The organism is Citrobacter sp. UYEF32, assembly GCF_040546205.1.
Taxonomy (GTDB): Bacteria; Pseudomonadota; Gammaproteobacteria; order Enterobacterales; family Enterobacteriaceae; genus Phytobacter; species Phytobacter diazotrophicus.
In genome coordinates this window covers 13,822-31,416 of record NZ_JBEPNI010000012.1, presented here as the reverse complement: position 1 = coordinate 31,416, position 17,595 = coordinate 13,822, and the positions used below count along the sequence as shown (strand labels likewise).

At 56.4% G+C, this 17,595-nt stretch carries 16 protein-coding genes; 13 read left to right on the top strand and 3 right to left on the bottom strand.

Annotated elements, in window-relative coordinates; translation table 11 throughout:
- The first annotated feature begins 58 nt into the window (after window positions 1-58).
- The 3 genes from pldB to ABIB59_RS24825 all read left to right on the top strand — a co-directional run bounded on the left by pldB (window position 59) and on the right by ABIB59_RS24825 (window position 2,859).
- Window positions 59-1,054: a lysophospholipase L2 gene (pldB, locus tag ABIB59_RS24835; RefSeq protein ID WP_039077043.1), complete on the top strand. Its 996-nt coding sequence runs from the start codon at window positions 59-61 to the stop codon at window positions 1,052-1,054.
- Between the two features lie 25 nt (window positions 1,055-1,079).
- Entirely contained in the window at window positions 1,080-1,880 is an 801-nt protein-coding gene (gene yigL / locus ABIB59_RS24830; protein WP_039077044.1) for a sugar/pyridoxal phosphate phosphatase YigL, read from the top strand.
- Between the two features lie 79 nt (window positions 1,881-1,959).
- A complete protein-coding gene (locus ABIB59_RS24825) occupies window positions 1,960-2,859 on the top strand; it encodes a carboxylate/amino acid/amine transporter (protein ID WP_039077045.1) in 900 nt (299 codons plus the stop codon).
- On the opposite strand, the gene metR is transcribed toward ABIB59_RS24825, so the two are convergent.
- Complete coding sequence (metR, locus tag ABIB59_RS24820; RefSeq protein ID WP_039077046.1) at window positions 2,747-3,700, bottom strand: HTH-type transcriptional regulator MetR; 954 nt, start codon at window positions 3,698-3,700, stop codon at window positions 2,747-2,749. The genes ABIB59_RS24825 and metR overlap by 113 nt on opposite strands.
- A gap of 231 nt (window positions 3,701-3,931) precedes the next feature.
- Between metR and metE the strand changes: the two genes are divergently transcribed.
- Entirely contained in the window at window positions 3,932-6,193 is a 2,262-nt protein-coding gene (gene metE, locus ABIB59_RS24815) for a 5-methyltetrahydropteroyltriglutamate--homocysteine S-methyltransferase (protein WP_125125567.1), read from the top strand.
- 31 nt (window positions 6,194-6,224) lie between these two features.
- Here the strand turns inward: metE and ABIB59_RS24810 are convergent, their stop codons facing one another.
- Window positions 6,225-6,989, bottom strand: coding sequence for a DeoR/GlpR family DNA-binding transcription regulator (locus ABIB59_RS24810; protein WP_271850804.1), 765 nt, complete (start codon window positions 6,987-6,989; stop codon window positions 6,225-6,227).
- A gap of 135 nt (window positions 6,990-7,124) precedes the next feature.
- On the opposite strand from ABIB59_RS24810, the gene ABIB59_RS24805 reads away from it, so the two are divergent.
- From ABIB59_RS24805 to ABIB59_RS24785, 5 genes are read left to right on the top strand one after another with little or no spacing between them, the layout of a single operon-like run.
- Window positions 7,125-8,102, top strand: a complete 978-nt coding sequence (locus ABIB59_RS24805; RefSeq protein WP_169038575.1) for an ABC transporter substrate-binding protein — start codon at window positions 7,125-7,127, stop codon at window positions 8,100-8,102.
- Window positions 8,103-8,114: 12 nt separating this feature from the next.
- Window positions 8,115-9,818, top strand: a complete 1,704-nt coding sequence (locus ABIB59_RS24800) for an ABC transporter permease (RefSeq protein WP_169038574.1) — start codon at window positions 8,115-8,117, stop codon at window positions 9,816-9,818.
- Complete coding sequence (locus ABIB59_RS24795) at window positions 9,806-10,834, top strand: ABC transporter ATP-binding protein (protein WP_071195567.1); 1,029 nt, start codon at window positions 9,806-9,808, stop codon at window positions 10,832-10,834. Before ABIB59_RS24800 ends, ABIB59_RS24795 begins: the two co-directional genes overlap by 13 nt.
- A complete protein-coding gene (locus ABIB59_RS24790; RefSeq protein WP_354037422.1) occupies window positions 10,831-11,895 on the top strand; it encodes an MBL fold metallo-hydrolase in 1,065 nt (354 codons plus the stop codon). The genes ABIB59_RS24795 and ABIB59_RS24790 overlap by 4 nt, the downstream gene beginning before the upstream one ends.
- On the top strand, window positions 11,886-12,437 hold the full coding sequence (locus ABIB59_RS24785) for a histidine phosphatase family protein (protein WP_071195569.1): 552 nt from the start codon (window positions 11,886-11,888) through the stop codon (window positions 12,435-12,437). The genes ABIB59_RS24790 and ABIB59_RS24785 overlap by 10 nt, the downstream gene beginning before the upstream one ends.
- 73 nt (window positions 12,438-12,510) lie before the next feature.
- Here the strand turns inward: ABIB59_RS24785 and ABIB59_RS24780 are convergent, their stop codons facing one another.
- A complete protein-coding gene (locus tag ABIB59_RS24780) occupies window positions 12,511-13,323 on the bottom strand; it encodes a dienelactone hydrolase family protein (protein WP_039077055.1) in 813 nt (270 codons plus the stop codon).
- Window positions 13,324-13,578: 255 nt separating this feature from the next.
- On the opposite strand from ABIB59_RS24780, the gene udp reads away from it, so the two are divergent.
- The 4 genes from udp to ubiB all read left to right on the top strand — a co-directional run bounded on the left by udp (window position 13,579) and on the right by ubiB (window position 17,594).
- Window positions 13,579-14,340: a uridine phosphorylase gene (udp, locus tag ABIB59_RS24775; RefSeq protein WP_039077056.1), complete on the top strand. Its 762-nt coding sequence runs from the start codon at window positions 13,579-13,581 to the stop codon at window positions 14,338-14,340.
- 244 nt (window positions 14,341-14,584) lie between these two features.
- Window positions 14,585-15,340: a bifunctional demethylmenaquinone methyltransferase/2-methoxy-6-polyprenyl-1,4-benzoquinol methylase UbiE gene (gene ubiE / locus ABIB59_RS24770; protein ID WP_039077057.1), complete on the top strand. Its 756-nt coding sequence runs from the start codon at window positions 14,585-14,587 to the stop codon at window positions 15,338-15,340.
- A gap of 11 nt (window positions 15,341-15,351) precedes the next feature.
- Window positions 15,352-15,957 carry a ubiquinone biosynthesis protein UbiJ gene (ubiJ, locus tag ABIB59_RS24765; RefSeq protein ID WP_039077058.1) on the top strand — a complete coding sequence of 202 codons (606 nt, stop codon included), beginning with the start codon at window positions 15,352-15,354 and terminating at the stop codon, window positions 15,955-15,957.
- Entirely contained in the window at window positions 15,954-17,594 is a 1,641-nt protein-coding gene (gene ubiB, locus ABIB59_RS24760; RefSeq protein ID WP_071195571.1) for a ubiquinone biosynthesis regulatory protein kinase UbiB, read from the top strand. The genes ubiJ and ubiB overlap by 4 nt, the downstream gene beginning before the upstream one ends.
- Window position 17,595: the final 1 nt, after the last annotated feature.

Genomic DNA, 17,595 nt, shown 5'->3' with positions numbered 1-17,595 from the left:
AGCGGAATTAGCTACAGGTCACAAAAACGTTTTTGTCGCGCAAGTGAGGGCGTAGCCAATGTACCGGCAAAACAAGGAGTGGGAAACCAGAGAAAGCGCGTTTGCCGCCTTTGCCACAGGCCCGTTAACCGACTTCTGGCGTCAACGAGAAGAGGCGGAATTTACCGGTGTGGACAATGTCCCGGTGCGTTTTGTCCGTTTCCATGCCGCCAGGCATGACAGGGTTATCGTGGTTTGCCCTGGTCGAATTGAAAGCTATGTGAAGTATGCTGAACTGGCATATGACCTCTTCCATCTCGGCTTTGATGTGCTCATCATCGACCACCGTGGTCAGGGGCGTTCCGGTCGTTTGCTGGAAGATTCTCATCGCGGCCATGTGGTCAATTTCAGTGATTATGTCGATGATCTTACGGCGTTCTGGGAGCAAGAAGTCGCTCCGGGTCCGTGGCGCAAGCGTTACATTCTGGCGCACTCAATGGGGGGCGCGATCGCCACGCTCTTCGTGCAACGTTACCCACAAGCCAACTGTGATGCTATTGCGCTGTGTGCGCCGATGTTCGGCATTATTATCCACCTGCCGGACTGGATGGTGCGCCCGCTGCTGGACTGGGCGGAAGGCTACCCGCGTATTCGCGAGAATTACGCCATTGGCACCGGTCGCTGGCATGCGCTGCCCTTTGCCATTAACACGCTGACCCACAGCCGCGAGCGTTACCGGCGCAATCTGCGTTTCTACGCCGACGATCCTGAACTGCGCGTGGGAGGCCCAACCTGGCACTGGGTGCGGGAAGGCATCCTGGCCGGTGAGCAGGTGCTGGCCGGGGCCGCATCAGACACATCGCCCATGTTAATTATTCAGGCAGAAGAAGAGCGTGTTGTAGATAACCGCATGCACGATCGCTTTTGTGAAATGCGCGCCGCGGCGGGCCACCCCTGTGAAGGGGGGAAGCCGCTTGTCATCAAGGGCGCGTACCATGAGATCCTCTTTGAAGAGGACGCTATGCGCTCAGTCGCGCTCAACGCCATCGTCGATTTTTTCGATCGGTATAACTAATGAATTATTGAGGTTAACGTTTCCTATGTATCAGGTTGTTGCGTCTGATTTAGACGGCACATTGCTCTCCCCCGACCATACACTCTCCCCTTACGCGAAAGAAACGTTGAAGCTGCTCACCGAGCGCGGAGTGAACTTCGTTTTTGCGACGGGCCGCCACCACGTGGATGTCGGGCAAATCCGCGATAACCTGGGGATCAAGGCGTACATGATCACCTCGAACGGTGCGCGGGTTCACGATACCGATGGCAATCTGGTGTTCACACATAACCTGGATCGGGATATTGCCAGCGATCTGTTTGGCGTGGTGCATAACAACCCGGACATCGTCACCAATGTGTATCGCGATGATGAATGGTTTATGAACCGCCACCGCCCGGATGAAATGCGTTTCTTCAAAGAGGCGATTTTCCAGTATTCCCTGTATGAGCCAGGCTTGCTGGAGCCCGAAGGCATCAGCAAAGTTTTCTTCACCTGCGAAAAGCATGAGCAGTTGCTGCCGCTTGAGCAGGCGATTAATGCCCGTTGGGGCGATCGCGTGAACGTCAGTTTCTCGACGCTGACCTGTCTGGAGGTCATGGCCGGCGGTGTGTCGAAAGGACACGCGCTGGAAGCCGTTTCGAAGGCGCTTGGTTACAGCCTCAAAGAGTGCATCGCGTTTGGCGATGGCATGAACGATGCGGAAATGCTCTCCATGGCCGGTAAAGGGTGCATTATGGGCAATGCGCACCAGCGTCTGAAGGATTTGCATCCGGAGCTGGAAGTCATTGGCACCAACGCCGACAACGCCGTGCCGAATTACCTGCGTAAATTGTATTTGAGCTGATGAACTGGTCAATTATTGACCAGTTGTCAACCTGATACTCCGCTACAATGAGTGTTCCTTATTTTGAGAGACATTCATTGTGGCGTTACTCATCATCACCACGATCCTGTGGGCTTTTTCCTTTAGTCTGATTGGCGAGTACCTTGCCGGGCACGTCGACAGCTATTTTTCAGTGCTGATGCGCGTGGGGCTGGCGGCTCTGGTCTTCCTACCGTTCCTGCGCACCCGTGGACAAACGCTTAAAACGATCCTGCTCTACATGCTGGTGGGTGCGATGCAGCTTGGCATCATGTACCTGTTCAGCTTCCGTGCGTATGTCTATTTGAGTGTATCGGAGTTCCTGTTATTCACTGTTTTGACGCCGCTTTACATCACGCTGATTTATGATCTTCTCAGCAAGCGTCGTTTACGGTGGGGCTACGCCCTGAGCGCGCTACTGGCGGTGGTTGGCGCAGCGATTATCCGTTACGACAAAGTCAGCGATCACTTCTGGACGGGCCTGATGTTTGTGCAACTCGCCAATATCAGTTTTGCGATTGGTATGGTGGGTTATAAACGCCTGATGGAAACGCGCCCGATGCCACAGCACAACGCGTTTGCCTGGTTCTATCTTGGCGCCGCTATCGTTGCTGTTATCGCCTGGTTCCTGTTGGGTAACCCGCAAAAACTGCCGACCACCAACCTGCAATGGGGCATCCTGGTGTGGCTGGGCGTCGTGGCGTCCGGGCTGGGTTACTTTATGTGGAACTACGGGGCGACGCAGGTGGACGCCGGTACGCTTGGCATCATGAACAATGTGCATGTCCCGGCCGGGCTGCTGGTGAACCTTGCCATCTGGCAGGAGCAGCCGCACTGGCCGAGTTTTATCATTGGTGGGACGGTGATACTGGCCTCACTATGGGTGCATCGGCGCTGGGTCGCTCCGCGCTCCGCACAAACGGCAGATGGTCGCAGGCGTGGTTCCGCGCTGAGCGAATAAATGCCTCGGTGACCGGCTGGCGCTGCTCGCCATCGCGCACGGCAGCGTACAACCGGCTCCATAATCCCTCACCCAGGGTTTTGGTCACCACCAGACCCTGGCGTTCAAAACTTTCCACCACCCAGTGGGGCAGGGCGGCAATGCCCATCCGCGCCGCGACCATCTGAATCAACAGCAACGTATTGTCCACGCTTTTAAGCTGCGGGCTGATGCCTGCCGGTTGCAGGAAATGGCGCCAGATATCCAGGCGGCTACGCTGCACCGGATAAATAAGCAGTGTCTCGGTGGCGATATCTTCCGGGGTGATCCGTGTGCGTGAGGCCAGCGGACTCTCCGGTGAAAGCACCAGCCGCACTTCAAAATCGAACATCGGCGAATAGTGCAAGCCACTGCGCGGCAGAATGTCCGAGGTCATCACCAGATCCAGTTCGCCCTGCTGGAGCGCGGGCTGTGGGTCGAAGGTAACGCCCGATTTGAAATCCATCTCGACATGCGGCCATTGGGTGCGAAAACTTTCCAGCGCCGGCGTCAGCCACTGAATACAGCTATGGCATTCAATCGCGATACGCAGGTGGGTCTGCTGTGGTTCATTGCAGGCCTGCAGTGCGCTACTGATTTGCGGCAGCACCTGATTGGCCAGTTGCAGCAGGATTTCCCCCTGCGGCGTAAAGCGTAAAGGCTGGCTTTTGCGCACAAAGAGTCGAAAGCCAAGGCGCTGTTCCAGATCGCTGAACTGGTGGGAAAGTGCGGATTGCGTCTGATGCAATGCCGCCGCTGCCGCAGCCAGCGACCCGCAGTTCCGTAACGCTTGTAGCGTTTTCAGATGTTTAATTTCGATCATGAAAGTCCTTCACTTCGGCATGACAAATTTGCGCTTGAGGAATATACAGTAACCGCCAAATATGGATGTGTAAACATCTGGATGGCTAAATCCTTTATCTTTCGAATTTATGGTGCGTTGGCCGCACTTCCTCAACCCAGTCACTTACCTCAGTAAGCTCTTGGGGATGAGCAAGCTTGCCGCCTTCCCGAAATCCGAAATCTTTCGGATTGAAATTATGAGGCTCAAAAAATGACAATTATTAACCACACCCTCGGTTTTCCTCGCGTTGGCCTGCGTCGCGAACTGAAAAAAGCGCAAGAAAGTTACTGGGCGGGTAACTCATCCCGTGACGCATTGCTGGCGACAGGGCGCGAACTGCGTGCGCGTCACTGGGAGCAGCAAAAAGCGGCGGGCATCGACCTGCTGCCGGTGGGGGATTTCGCCTGGTACGACCATGTTCTGACCACCAGCCTGATGCTTGGCAACGTCCCGGCTCGTCATCAGAACAGCGACGGCTCCGTTGATATCGACACCCTGTTCCGTATTGGCCGTGGCCGCGCACCGACCGGCGAACCCGCGGCAGCGGCAGAAATGACCAAATGGTTTAACACCAACTATCACTATATGGTGCCGGAGTTCACCAAAGGCCAGCCGTTCAAACTGACCTGGACGCAGTTGCTGGATGAAGTGGACGAAGCACTGGCGCTGGGCCACAAGGTGAAACCTGTCCTGCTGGGGCCGGTGACGTACCTGTGGCTGGGCAAAGTGAAAGGTGAGCAGTTTGACCGCCTGAGCCTGCTTAATGACATTCTGCCGGTCTACAAACAAGTGCTGGCTGAACTGGCGAAACGCGGCGTCGAGTGGGTACAAATCGACGAACCTGCGTTGGTACTGGATCTGCCCCAGGTTTGGCTGGATGCCTTCAAGCCGGCTTACGAGGCACTCGCGGGCCAGGTGAAACTGCTGCTGACCACCTATTTTGAAGGCGTAACACCGAACCTCGACACCCTCACCGCGCTACCGGTACAGGGGCTGCACGTTGACCTGGTCCACGGTAAAGATGACGTTGCCGAATTGCACAAGCGCCTGCCCGCTGACTGGCTGCTCTCGGCAGGGCTGGTGAATGGCCGTAACGTCTGGCGTGCCGATCTGAGCGCAAAATATGCACAGATTAAAGGAGTGGCAGGGAAGCGCCCGCTGTGGGTGGCCTCTTCATGTTCCCTGCTGCACAGCCCGATCGATTTGAACGTGGAGACGCGTCTGGATGCGGAAGTGAAGAGCTGGTTTGCCTTCGCCCTGCAAAAATGTGAAGAACTGGCGCTGCTGCGCGATGCGCTGAACAGCGGTGATACCGCTGCAATTGAGGCCTGGAGCGCCCCGATTCAGGCGCGCCGCCACTCCACCCGTGTGCACAATACCGCCGTTTCGCAGCGTCTGGCGGCCATCACCGCAGAAGACAGCCAGCGCACCAGCACTTATGAAGTCCGCGCCAAAGCACAGCGTGCCCGCTTTAACCTGCCCGCATGGCCGACGACGACCATCGGTTCATTCCCGCAGACCACCGAGATCCGTGGTCTACGACTGGACTTCAAAAAAGGCAATCTGGATGCCAACAACTACCGTACCGGTATCGCTGAACACATCAGGCAGGCGATTGTGGAGCAGGAGCGTTTAGGGCTGGACGTGCTGGTCCACGGTGAAGCCGAGCGTAATGACATGGTGGAATACTTTGGCGAGCATCTCGACGGCTTTGTCTTTACCCAGAACGGCTGGGTGCAGAGTTACGGCTCCCGCTGCGTGAAGCCACCGGTGGTCATTGGCGATGTCAGCCGCCCGGAAGCGATTACCGTGGAGTGGGCGAAGTATGCCCAGTCCCTGACCAGTAAGCCGGTAAAAGGGATGCTGACGGGGCCAGTGACTATCCTGTGCTGGTCCTTCCCGCGTGAAGATGTGAGCCGTGAAACTATCGCCAAACAAATTGCGCTGGCGCTGCGTGACGAAGTCGCAGATCTGGAAGCCGCCGGTATCGGCATCATCCAGATTGACGAGCCGGCCCTGCGTGAAGGTCTGCCGCTGCGTCGCCGCGACTGGGATGCGTATCTGGAGTGGGGCGTGGAAGCTTTTCGCATCAGTGCGGCCGTGGCGAGGGATGAAACCCAGATTCACACCCACATGTGTTATTGCGAGTTTAACGACATCATGGACTCCATTGCTGCCCTGGACGCAGACGTGATCACCATTGAGACCTCGCGCTCGGATATGGAATTGCTGGAGTCGTTCGAAGAGTTTGAATACCCGAACGAAATCGGACCGGGCGTGTATGACATTCACTCGCCGAACGTACCGAGCGTGGAGTGGATTGAAGCGCTGCTGGCTAAAGCCGCCCGGCGTATCCCGGCAGAGCGCCTGTGGGTGAACCCGGACTGCGGCCTGAAAACCCGCGGCTGGCCGGAAACCCGAAGCGCCCTGGCAAATATGGTGAAAGCCGCGCAGAACTTGCGTCAGGCGTAATGATAAGCGCACCGTCCGTTAGGGCGGTGCGCTATCCCTCTTCCCGACACAGCCACTGCGTGCGGCGCTGTGCCAGCAGATCGCGCTGGGGGCCGGTGGGGGCTCTGTCGCTCACCACATAATGGAAATCGCCGATATCACCGTTGCGGCACATCGCCCGGCGGCCAAACTTGGTGCTATCGACCACCAGAACATTGACTTCCGCACTGGCGACCAGCGCCTGACGTGCCACCACCTCTTCATCGTTGAAATCGTATAGCTCGCCCTCTTCGCCAATTCCGCCAACGGACACCACCCCAATATCGACACGATAGCGGCGAAAGAAGGTCAGGGCGTCACTGCCGATCACATCCAGATCGCGCTTACGCACGCGACCACCCGCGACGGTCAGTTCGCAGCCAGGAAGCAGACTTAGCGGCGTGGCGGCGTGCAGATTATTGGTACACACCGCCAGACGGATATCGTCCGGCAGGGCGCGCGCTACCATTTCCACGGTGGTGCCGGTGCCGAGAAAGCAGCTTTGCGCCTCGCTGAGCAACTGCGCGACCCGTTCGCCAATCCAGCGCTTACCGATGACGTTGACGATCTCGCGCTGTTGATAACCAATATTTTCGCGTGCGAAAGGGGCGACCATGCCATGACGGCGCAATAACAGCCCTTGCGCGGTGAGTTCGCGCAAATCGCTGCGTACTGTTTGCAGCGAGACGCCGAAATAGTGCGCCAGTTGTTCAATGCTGCTCTCACCGTGCTCTGTCACGATGGCGACAATCGCGCTGCGACGTGCTTCTGGAGTCATATTTGCGTCCGGCAGAGGGGATTTGCGCTCATGCTAGCCCGCGAATATGAAATTATTACTACGAAAAAAACGGGTCATATTTCTGTCAGATTCCCCTGTTTTAATCGTCACAACGAAAACCAGGGGGACGAAAACATGAGTAAGAAAATTGCGCTGGCAGCGGCATTGCTGGCTTTCATGAGTGGCACCGCTTTCGCGAAATCCACTCTGACGCTCTACACCAGCCAGCCAACCGAAGATGCGCAAATGACGGTGAGTGCGTTTGAGCAGGCGCACCCGGATGTCGAAGTAAAATGGATTCGCGATGGAACCGCCAAGCTGATTGCCCGCCTGCAGGCTGAAATTTCAGCCGGTGGCGCCAGCCCGGATGTCTTACTCATCGCCGACAGTGTGTCGATGGAGTCCCTGAAACAGCAAAACCTGCTGGCGGCCTACAAATCACCGCAGGCCAACCGCTACGATGCCCAGCTCTATGATAAAGACGGCTACTACTACGGCACGAAACTTATCACTACCGGCATTGCGTACCACAGCAAAGCCCCGGTAAAGCCGGAATCCTGGCAGGATCTGCTCAAGCCTGAACTGAAAAATATGACCACCTTGCCAAGCCCGCTCTATTCCGGCGCCGCGCAGATTCATATGGCGACGTTAATGAATGACCCGCAGCTCGGCTGGCAGTATTACGAGAAACTGAAAGAGAACGGCGCGATGCCGCAGAGTGGTAATGGCGGCGTGATGAGCGCCATCACCTCTGGCAGTAAAGCCTACGGCGTACTGGTGGATTACATGGCGATCCGTGAAAAAGCCAAAGGCGCGCCGATTGAGTTCGTTTTCCCGAAAGAGGGCGTCAGCATCGTGACCGAACCGGTCGCCATGATGAAAGGGGCGAAAAACCCTGAGGACGCGAAAGCTTTCATCGATTTTGTCCTCTCCGCAGACGGGCAGAAGCTGGTTCTCAAACAGGGCTACCTGACGGCGGACGCCAGCTTACCAGTACCTCAGGGCTTCCCGGCGCGTGACACCATTAAACTGATGCCATACGACCCGGCAAAAGCGCTGGCTGATACCGAAGCAAACAAAAAGCGTTTTGCCGATCTGTTCGGAAACCGCTAAGTCATGACGGACATGACACTGCACCAATCTACCGCCAGCAGCCCGCCGAAAGGGCTGCTGTGGCTTTTACTCGCGCTAATCGCCTTGCTGAGTCTGCTGCCCAGCCTGCGACTGCTTATTTCCGCCCTCTTTGACTGGCAGCAAGGTAGCAACAGTAGCCTGTGGCGCGTGTTGAGCAATGAATCCACCTGGGTTGCGCTCTACAATAGCCTGTATACCAGCGGGTTAGGTACGGTGCTGTCGCTGCTGTTGGGCAGTTTTTTCGCCTTTTGCCTGGCCCTGACCAATATTCGTAGCAAGCAGATTTGGGTCTTCCTGTTTATGCTGCCAATGATGATCCCCCCGCAGGTCACCGCCCTGAGTTGGTTACAATTGTTTGGCCCCAGCAGCATTTTGCTCAACAGTATTGGGCTCGCGCCGGGGTTTGGCAGTACCAATCCCCTTTACTCGCCGGAAGGCATCGCGCTATTGCTGGGGATCCAGCATGCGCCGCTGGTCTTTCTGGCTCTGCGCACGCAGCTACAGTGTCTGCCAAAAGAGCAAATTGAAGCCGCGCGGCTGAATGGCGCCTCGTTGTGGCGGGTGTTTATCGATATCGTATTGCCGCTGTGCCGTACCGCGCTGTGGGCCGGTGCGGCGATTGCATTTGTCTCCGCGCTGGGTAACTTCGGCATTCCCGCCATGCTCGGGATACCCATTTCCTATTTTGTACTGCCGATTCAGATTTACCAGACGCTCTCCAGCTTTGGTCCGTCGATGTTAAACGACGTCGCGGCGCTGTCTGTGCTGATGGGCGTGCTCGCCATTGGTATCGTGACCTTGCAGGGATATATGCAGCGTCGTCACGCGCTGCCGCTTATCGGGATGGCCGGGCGGGCGCTCAGTTTTGAGTTAGGTAAATGGCGACTGGCAACTGAGGTGCTGCTGGGAATGGTGTTGTGCGCCATCCTGCTGGCACCGCTGCTGGCGCTGATTGCAACGTCGCTGGTACCCACGCTGGGCGTGCCGCTGAATGCCGATACCCTGACCTTTGCCGCCTGGCGAGCGATGTTTGATAACCAGAGCGCTACCTGGCGAGCACTCACTAACAGTATCTCGCTCTCCGTGAGCGCCTCGCTGGTTCTGATGTTGCTGTGTCTGCCACTGGCGTGGCTACTGGTTCGCTATCCCAGCCGTCCGCTGCGGTGGTTATATAGCGTCATCGATATTCCCTACACCCTGCCGGGCGTGGTGCTGGCGATTGCCTTTATTTTGCTGTTTGCCCGTCCGCTGCCGCTGGTGGGTATCAGCCTGAGTGGGACGCTGACCATCATTTTCCTCGCTTATCTTGCCCGTTTTCTGACGGTCTGCCTAAAGCCGGTGCATAACAGCATGTTGCAGCTTGACCCGGCGATGGAAGAGGCGGCCAGTCTGGCCGGGGCGAATTTTTCGCAGCGTCTGCGCCATATTGTGTTGCCGCTGCTGGCCCCTGCCGCATTTGCCGGGGCGCTGCTGGTCTTTCTGACCGCCGTCAACGAGCTGACCGTTTCCGCGCTGTTGTGGAGTGCCGGTAAAGAGACGCTCGGGGTGGTGATTTTTAATCTCGACGAAAGCGGCAACAAGGTGCTGGCCTCGGCGATCTCCGTGTTAGTCGTGGGGCTGGTGGCCTGCGTCATGTTATTGCTGAGCAGTCTCGGCAAGTATTTACCCAAAGGAGTTATCCCGTGGCAGAGCTAATACTGGAACGGCTGAACAAGGTGTTTGGAGAGCAGGCCGTGGTGCGGGATCTGAGTCTGACCATTCCCGAAGGGGCCTTCACCGCACTGCTGGGGCCGAGCGGCTGTGGCAAAACCACCACGCTGCGTATTCTTGCCGGGCTTGAGCACCTCTCTTCCGGGCGCTTGCTGCTGGGGGATCGCCTGCTGGCGGACTCGCGGGTGCATATGCCGCCGGAAACCCGCGATATGGGGATGGTATTTCAGTCTTATGCACTCTGGCCGCATATGACAGTGGCGGAAAACGTGGGTTATCCGCTGAAATTGCGCAAAGTGAATGGCGCTGCGCGCCAGAAGCGGGTGATGGAAGCGCTGGATGTGGTGGAGCTGGGCGCTTATGCCGGGCGCTCGCCGCAGGAGCTTAGCGGCGGTCAACGTCAACGCGTGGCGCTGGCCCGTTGCCTGGTATCGGAACCGGAAGTGGTGTTGCTCGATGAACCGCTGGCGAACCTTGACCGTCATCTGCGCGCCACCATGGAGCAGACGTTTCGCGAGTTTCACCGCCGTACCGGGGCGACTTTTGTCTATGTTACCCACGATCAGGCCGAGGCGATGGCGCTGGCCAGCCACATTGCGGTGATGCATCAGGGAGAATTAATGCAGTGGGGGGCGCCGCAGACGCTCTATCAGCATCCACAAAATGCCTGGGTGGCGGGGTTTATCGGTAAAGGCAGCATTCTGTCGCTGGCAACCCAGTATCCGCAAGCACAACTGGATAGCGTGCAATTGCATGACGGTCTTGCCCCCGACAATACACAACCGCGCCAGCAGGTGTTGGTTCGCCCGGAGCATGTCATGGTGAGTGATAGCGGGTTGCAGGCAACGGTGGAAAGCTGCATTTTCCAGGGAGAACGCTACCTGCTGGAACTGCGTCTGCCGGATGGGCAGCGGTTAAGCGCCTTCCACCATTTGCCGTTGCGTGAACAGCAGAGCGCCGGTGTGCGCCTGTTACAAGGATGGTGCCTGGAGGCGGCGTGACGGTACAAATTGAGATTATCAGTGGGGCGGGACATAAAGCCCCCGCAGCGATTCTGGTTTCCACGCCCCGGCAACGTATTTTGCTGGATGCAGGCGGTGCGCTGGATCCGCATACGGAACTCTGGCCAGTACCGGAAAAGATCGATGCGATCCTGCTTAGCCATGATCATGTCGATCATATTGGCGGTTTGTATCGTCTTGCGCCGCACATCCCGGTCTATTGTACGCAGACCACCGCACAATCATTACCCGCAGGGCACAACGTTCACCCCATTGCGGTACGCGGACAATTCCAGTTGGACGACATTACGGTGACGACGGGCAGTTGCGGACACGCCTGGGGCGGGGTGTGGTTTCATCTTAATGTGGCCGGCGGCCTGTTTTACAGCGGCGATATCAGCATGGAATCGGCGCTGTTTCGCTTTGATGCACCGCCGCCTGCGCAGATTGCGCTGGTGGATGCGTCGTACGGGCTCTATAACGTTTCACAACGCCAGCAGTGGGATAAATTGCGTGCTCGTCTGACGCATCCGGTGCTGTGTCCGGTGCCGCCGTCGGGCAGGGCGGTGGAACTGGCGCTGCTACTGGCGCGTGAGGGGCATACCGATATCGCGCTTGATGCGCCCTGTCAGGAGGTACTCAGGCAAATGGCCGAGCATAATGACGGCAGTTTGCGCGAGGATGTAGAGGCAGATTTACGGCAGCTTTTGCGCACTCTTCCGGCGTTTTCCGCCCAGTCATCGCTGATTCTGGCCGCAGATCCTGATGGGCAAAGTGGGGTGGCGGGCGAACTGCGTCGACGCAAAGATTTCCACCATCGTACCCTGTTTACGGGTCATATGAATCGCCTTAACCATCAACAGTGGCTGGCCGGGGAAGTGGATTTTTGCCGCTGGAATGTGCATCCAACTCTCAATACCTTAATGTTGTTGGTGTCGATGCTAAAGTGCAGCAAGCTGGTGCCGATGTTTACTCATGTAGAGGACATCCAGGACTGGCAACTCGCACCTGAATGCCACATCGTTACACAGAATATGTTGGGGGTGGATCTATGCCACTGATATGCAAACCCTTTGTTTTTGTTCGTCACGGCGAGACGCCGCTTAACCGCGATAAAGTGATTGGCGGGAGTACGGATGTGCCGCTGACCGACGAAGGGGAGCAGCAGGCACGTTCCGCTGCCCCCATTCTGGGCCGTTATGACTGGAATGGTGTGGCGGTGAGTTCGCTCAAGCGGGCCCAACGCACCCTCGAACTGGCGCTGCCTGGTGCGGCCCATGTGGTTATGCCGGATTTATGTGAGCGCGACTGGGGCGATCTGGAAAACCGTCCGCTGGCGGAGTTAACGCCGTATGAAAGTACGCCGCCTGGCGGTGAAAGTTGGGAGACGTTTTGCACCCGGGTCACGGATGCGCTTAACAGCCTGCTGGAACAATACGATACGCCGTTAATTGTGGCGCATTCTGGCGTTTACCGTGTGATCCGCTACCACGCCTTCGGCACGCCTTATGGCGATCGCGTGGGGAACGCGGTGCCAATGTGGATCTCGCCTGGCGAAACGCCACAAGAGTGGCAGATAGTCCCACTGGCGGAACGTGATTAAGCGGCACGAGAGCCATGCACGTGTCGCGAGCGACACAGATCATACCGTTCTGCGTCGCTCTGCATAGGCAGTATTAGCGTGCTACGCCACCGTACTGGGCGAACCAGTCCAGCATCCGGCGCCAGCCATCTTTGGCTGATTCTTCATGGTAGCTGGGACGATAATCGGCGTTGAAGGCGTGCCCGGCGTCAGGATAAACCACGATCTCGGCGTGCGCGTTGGCGGCGCGTAACGCCTGACGCATGGTCTCGACCGTCTCCAGCGGGATCCCCGTATCCTGCGCGCCATACAGACCGAGGACCGGCGCATTGAGGTCGGTGGCGATATCCACCGGATGCTTCGGTGAATTCAGTGATTTTTGTCCCACCAGTTTCCCATACCAGGCGACTGCGGCTTTCAATTGCGGGTTATGGGCCGCGTACAGCCAGGTAATCCTTCCTCCCCAGCAAAAACCGGTCGCCAACAGTCGATGAGCATCACCGCCATTACGTGCCGCCCAGTTGGCAACATGATCGAGGTCGGCCAGCACCTGCGCATCGGGCACCTTCATGACCAGCCCATCAAAAAGGGTCTGAATATCCGCGAAATCATTCGGGTCACCCTGACGAAAATAGAGTTCAGGGGCGACGGCCAGATACCCTTCGAGCGCAAGGCGGCGGCACAGGTCGCGAATATGCTCATGTACGCCGAAGATTTCCTGAATCACCAGCACCACGGGCAGGGGATCGGAGGCATTTTTAGGCCGCGCATGGTACGCAGGCATGCTATCGCCCTGGCTTGGGATGGTGGTTTCGCCAGCGATGATGGCGTCTTCCGGGGTGTGCAGTGTGGTTGAAGCGTGAGGTGATGCCGCCGGTGCGAAGCCCGGTAATGTTTTGGTTGTCATGGCGTTCTCCATACCCTTTATTTAGCGCTCCACTAACTATAGTCCGACAGAGCGCAAATCATCCTGCGCGAAAAAGGCTATCTTTGGAGCAGGGCGAGACGGCTGAATGTGTTAATGTGATTGATATCACTATTTTATGGAAATGTTATGCAAACAAATTACATCATGGAGATCTCAATCACGAAATTGCGTGCATACCTTCTGTAAAGTACCGTTTTGCTTCTTCTGACTAACCCTGATCACAGAGGAGTTTTTATGTCCAAGTCTGATGTTTTTCATCTCGGCCTCACCAAGAACGATTTACAAGGGGCTACGCTTGCCATCGTCCCTGGCGATCCAGAGCGTGTGGAAAAGATCGCCGCGCTGATGGATAAGCCGGTTAAGCTGGCATCTCACCGCGAGTTCACCTCCTGGCGCGCTGAACTGGATGGCAAAGCTGTCATCGTCTGCTCCACCGGTATCGGCGGCCCGTCAACCTCTATCGCTGTAGAAGAGCTGGCCCAACTGGGTATCCGCACTTTCCTGCGCGTCGGTACGACAGGCGCTATTCAGCCCAATATTAATGTTGGTGATGTACTGGTCACCACCGCGTCCGTCCGTCTGGACGGTGCAAGCCTGCATTTTGCGCCGATGGAATATCCGGCTGTGGCTGACTTCGAGTGCACCACCGCGCTGGTGGCTGCGGCGAAAGAAGTGGGGGCAACCACCCATATCGGTGTGACCGCCTCTTCCGACACCTTCTACCCAGGCCAGGAGCGTTATGACACCTTCTCCGGCCGCGTGGTGAGCCGTTTCAAAGGTTCTATGGAAGAGTGGCAGTCCATGGGCGTAATGAACTACGAAATGGAATCCGCAACCTTGCTGACCATGTGCTCAAGCCAGGGGCTGCGTGCCGGGATGGTGGCGGGTGTTATCGTCAACCGTACCCAGCAGGAAATTCCAAACGCTGAGACCATGAAGCAAACGGAAAGCCATGCGGTGAAAATCGTGGTAGAAGCCGCGCGCCGTCTGCTGTAATTATTTCCTTCCGTATGAAGGCCGGCATGCCCGGCCTTTTGCTTATCTGCTGTTTCCCAGGGCGGGATTAATCCGTATTTTGCCCACCTGCCACGCTTGCGGTTCACAATAAAAACAACCGATTCGTATCCGCTGCTTATAGAACACACGCTTAATGAACTGTTCAGCGGAGGGTTGAAACGTAGGGCAATCTCGCCCAATCTGTTACACTTCACGAACATTTTCTTCAATAGCAGGCACTAAGATGGCGGAAGATTCAAAAGAGACGACGCACTTTGGTTTTCAGACCGTCGCCAAAGATCAGAAAGCCGAGATGGTGGCACACGTGTTCCACTCGGTTGCCGCAAAATACGATGTCATGAACGACTTAATGTCGATGGGCATCCACCGTTTGTGGAAACGTTTTACGATCGACTGTAGCGGCGTGCGTCGCGGGCAAAAAGTTCTCGATTTGGCCGGGGGAACCGGCGACCTGACGGCTAAATTCTCTCGTCTGGTCGGCGAAACAGGTCAGGTAGTGTTGGCAGACATTAACGAGTCCATGCTCAAAATGGGCCGCGAAAAACTGCGCAATATCGGCATTATCGGCAACGTTGAATATGTCCAGGCGAATGCCGAAGCGCTGCCGTTCCCGGATAACACGTTTGACTGCATCACCATCTCTTTTGGTCTGCGTAATGTCACCGAAAAAGAGAGTGCCCTGCGTTCTATGTACCGCGTGCTTAAACCCGGTGGACGCCTGCTGGTGCTGGAATTTTCCAAACCGATTATTGAACCGCTGAGCAAGGTGTATGACGCCTACTCTTTCCATGTGCTGCCGCGCATTGGGCAACTGGTAGCCAGCGATGCGGAAAGCTACCGCTATCTGGCGGAATCCATCCGTATGCATCCGGATCAGGAAACCCTGAAAGCGATGATGCAGAGCGCAGGATTTGAAAACGTCGATTACTACAACATGACCGCAGGCATTGTTGCGCTGCATCGTGGCTACAAGTTCTGACAGGAGTTCACATGCCTTTTAAGCCACTGGTGACTGCGGGTGTTGAGCGTGTGCTGAATACCTTTTTCTATCGCGAGCGGGCGCTTAAACCTGCCCGGCAGCGGTTGCAGGGAAAAGTGTTGCGCATTGCGCTAAAAGAGTTTGCTTCGCCACTGGTGCTGGCCTTTAGTGAACGCCAGGTCGATGTGCTGGGCGAGTGGGAAGGCGAGGCTGATTGTACGGTGATTACCCAGCTTCGCGTTTTGCCTAAGCTGCGTGACAGACAGCAGTTGACTGCGCTGATTCGCTCGGGCGAACTGGAAGTCCAGGGCGATATTCAGGTGGTGCAAAATCTTGTTGCGCTGATGGATCTGGCCGAATTCGATGTTGCGGAACTGCTGGCCCCTTATACCGGCGATGTGGCTGCTGAGGGGATTGGCAAAGCACTGCGTAACGGTGCGTTTCTGGTACGCCACGGCTTTGAGCGCCAGCAGAACTATGTGGCAGAAGTGCTTACCGAAGAGTGGCGTCTGGCGCCTGGGGCACTGGAAGTGGCCTGGTTTGCGGAAGAAACCGCCGCAGTAGAACGCGCAGTGGACGCATTCAGCAAACGCCTGGATAAACTGGAGGGCAAATGACGCCAGGAGAAATTCGGCGCCTCTATTTCATCATCCAGACCTTTTTAAGTTACGGCCTTGATGAGCTTATCCCCGTCATGCGTATTACGTTGCCGCTGCGACTCTGGCGACGCACGCTATTCTGGATGCCCAATCGGCATAAAGAGAAAGCACTTGGGGTACGCTTACGCCTGGCGTTACAGGAGTTAGGTCCGGTATGGATTAAATTCGGGCAAATGCTCTCTACCCGACGCGATCTCTTCCCGCCGCATATCGCCGATCAACTGGCTATGTTGCAGGACAGAGTGGCCCCTTTCGATGGCGTACTGGCCAAACAGCAGATTGAAAAAGCGATGGGCGGTCTGCCCGTTGAGGCGTGGTTTGATGATTTCGAGATTGAGCCGCTGGCCTCCGCTTCCATTGCCCAGGTACATACCGCGCGGTTGAAAGAGAACGGCAAAGAGGTGGTCATTAAAGTTATCCGCCCGGACATTCTGCCGATCATCAAAGCAGACTTAAAACTCATTTACCGTCTGGCTGGCTGGGTGCCGCGCTTGCTGCCGGACGGGCGTCGTCTGCGTCCGCAAGAAGTGGTGCGCGAGTACGAAAAAACGTTGATCGACGAACTCGATTTACTCCGTGAGTCGGCGAACGCTATCCAACTGCGACGTAACTTTGAAAACAGCCCGATGCTCTATATTCCCGAAGTGTATCCGGACTACTGTAGCCAGAACATGATGGTGATGGAGCGCATCTACGGCATTCCGGTCTCCGATGTGGCGACACTGGAGAAAAACGGAACCAACATGAAATTGTTGGCTGAGCGCGGTGTTCAGGTGTTCTTCACCCAGGTTTTCCGCGATAGTTTCTTCCATGCCGATATGCATCCTGGCAATATTTTCGTCAGCTTTGAACACCCGGAAAACCCCCAGTATATCGGTATCGACTGCGGTATCGTCGGGTCGCTGAACAAAGAAGATAAGCGTTATCTTGCGGAAAACTTTATCGCCTTCTTCAACCGCGATTACCGCAAGGTGGCTGAGCTGCATGTCGATTCCGGCTGGGTGCCGCCGGATACGAACGTTGAAGATTTCGAATTTGCCATTCGTACCGTGTGCGAACCGATTTTTGAAAAGCCGCTGGCGGAAATATCGTTTGGCCATGTGCTGCTGAACCTGTTTAACACCGCACGCCGTTTCAATATGGAAGTCCAGCCGCAACTGGTGCTGCTGCAGAAAACCCTGCTTTATATTGAGGGTGTGGGTCGTCAGCTTTATCCACAACTGGATCTCTGGAAAACGGCGAAGCCATTCCTGGAGTCGTGGATTAAAGATCAGGTGGGTATACCGGCGCTGTTGAAAGCGGTGAAAGAGAAAGGGCCCTTCTGGATCGAGAAAATGCCAGAGCTTCCTGAACTGGTGTACAACAGCTTGCGGCAGGGTAAGCAATTGCAGCATAGCGTTGATAGGATCGCCAGCGAGTTGCAGACCAACCATGTGCGTCAGGGGCAATCCCGTTATCTGTTTGGCATCGGCGCGACGCTGATGTTGAGTGGAACCCTGTTGCTGATTAATCGCCCGGAATGGGGTTTCGCCCCCGGATGGTTAATGGCTATCGGTTTATTAACCTGGATTGTCGGTTGGCGCAAAACTCGCTGAT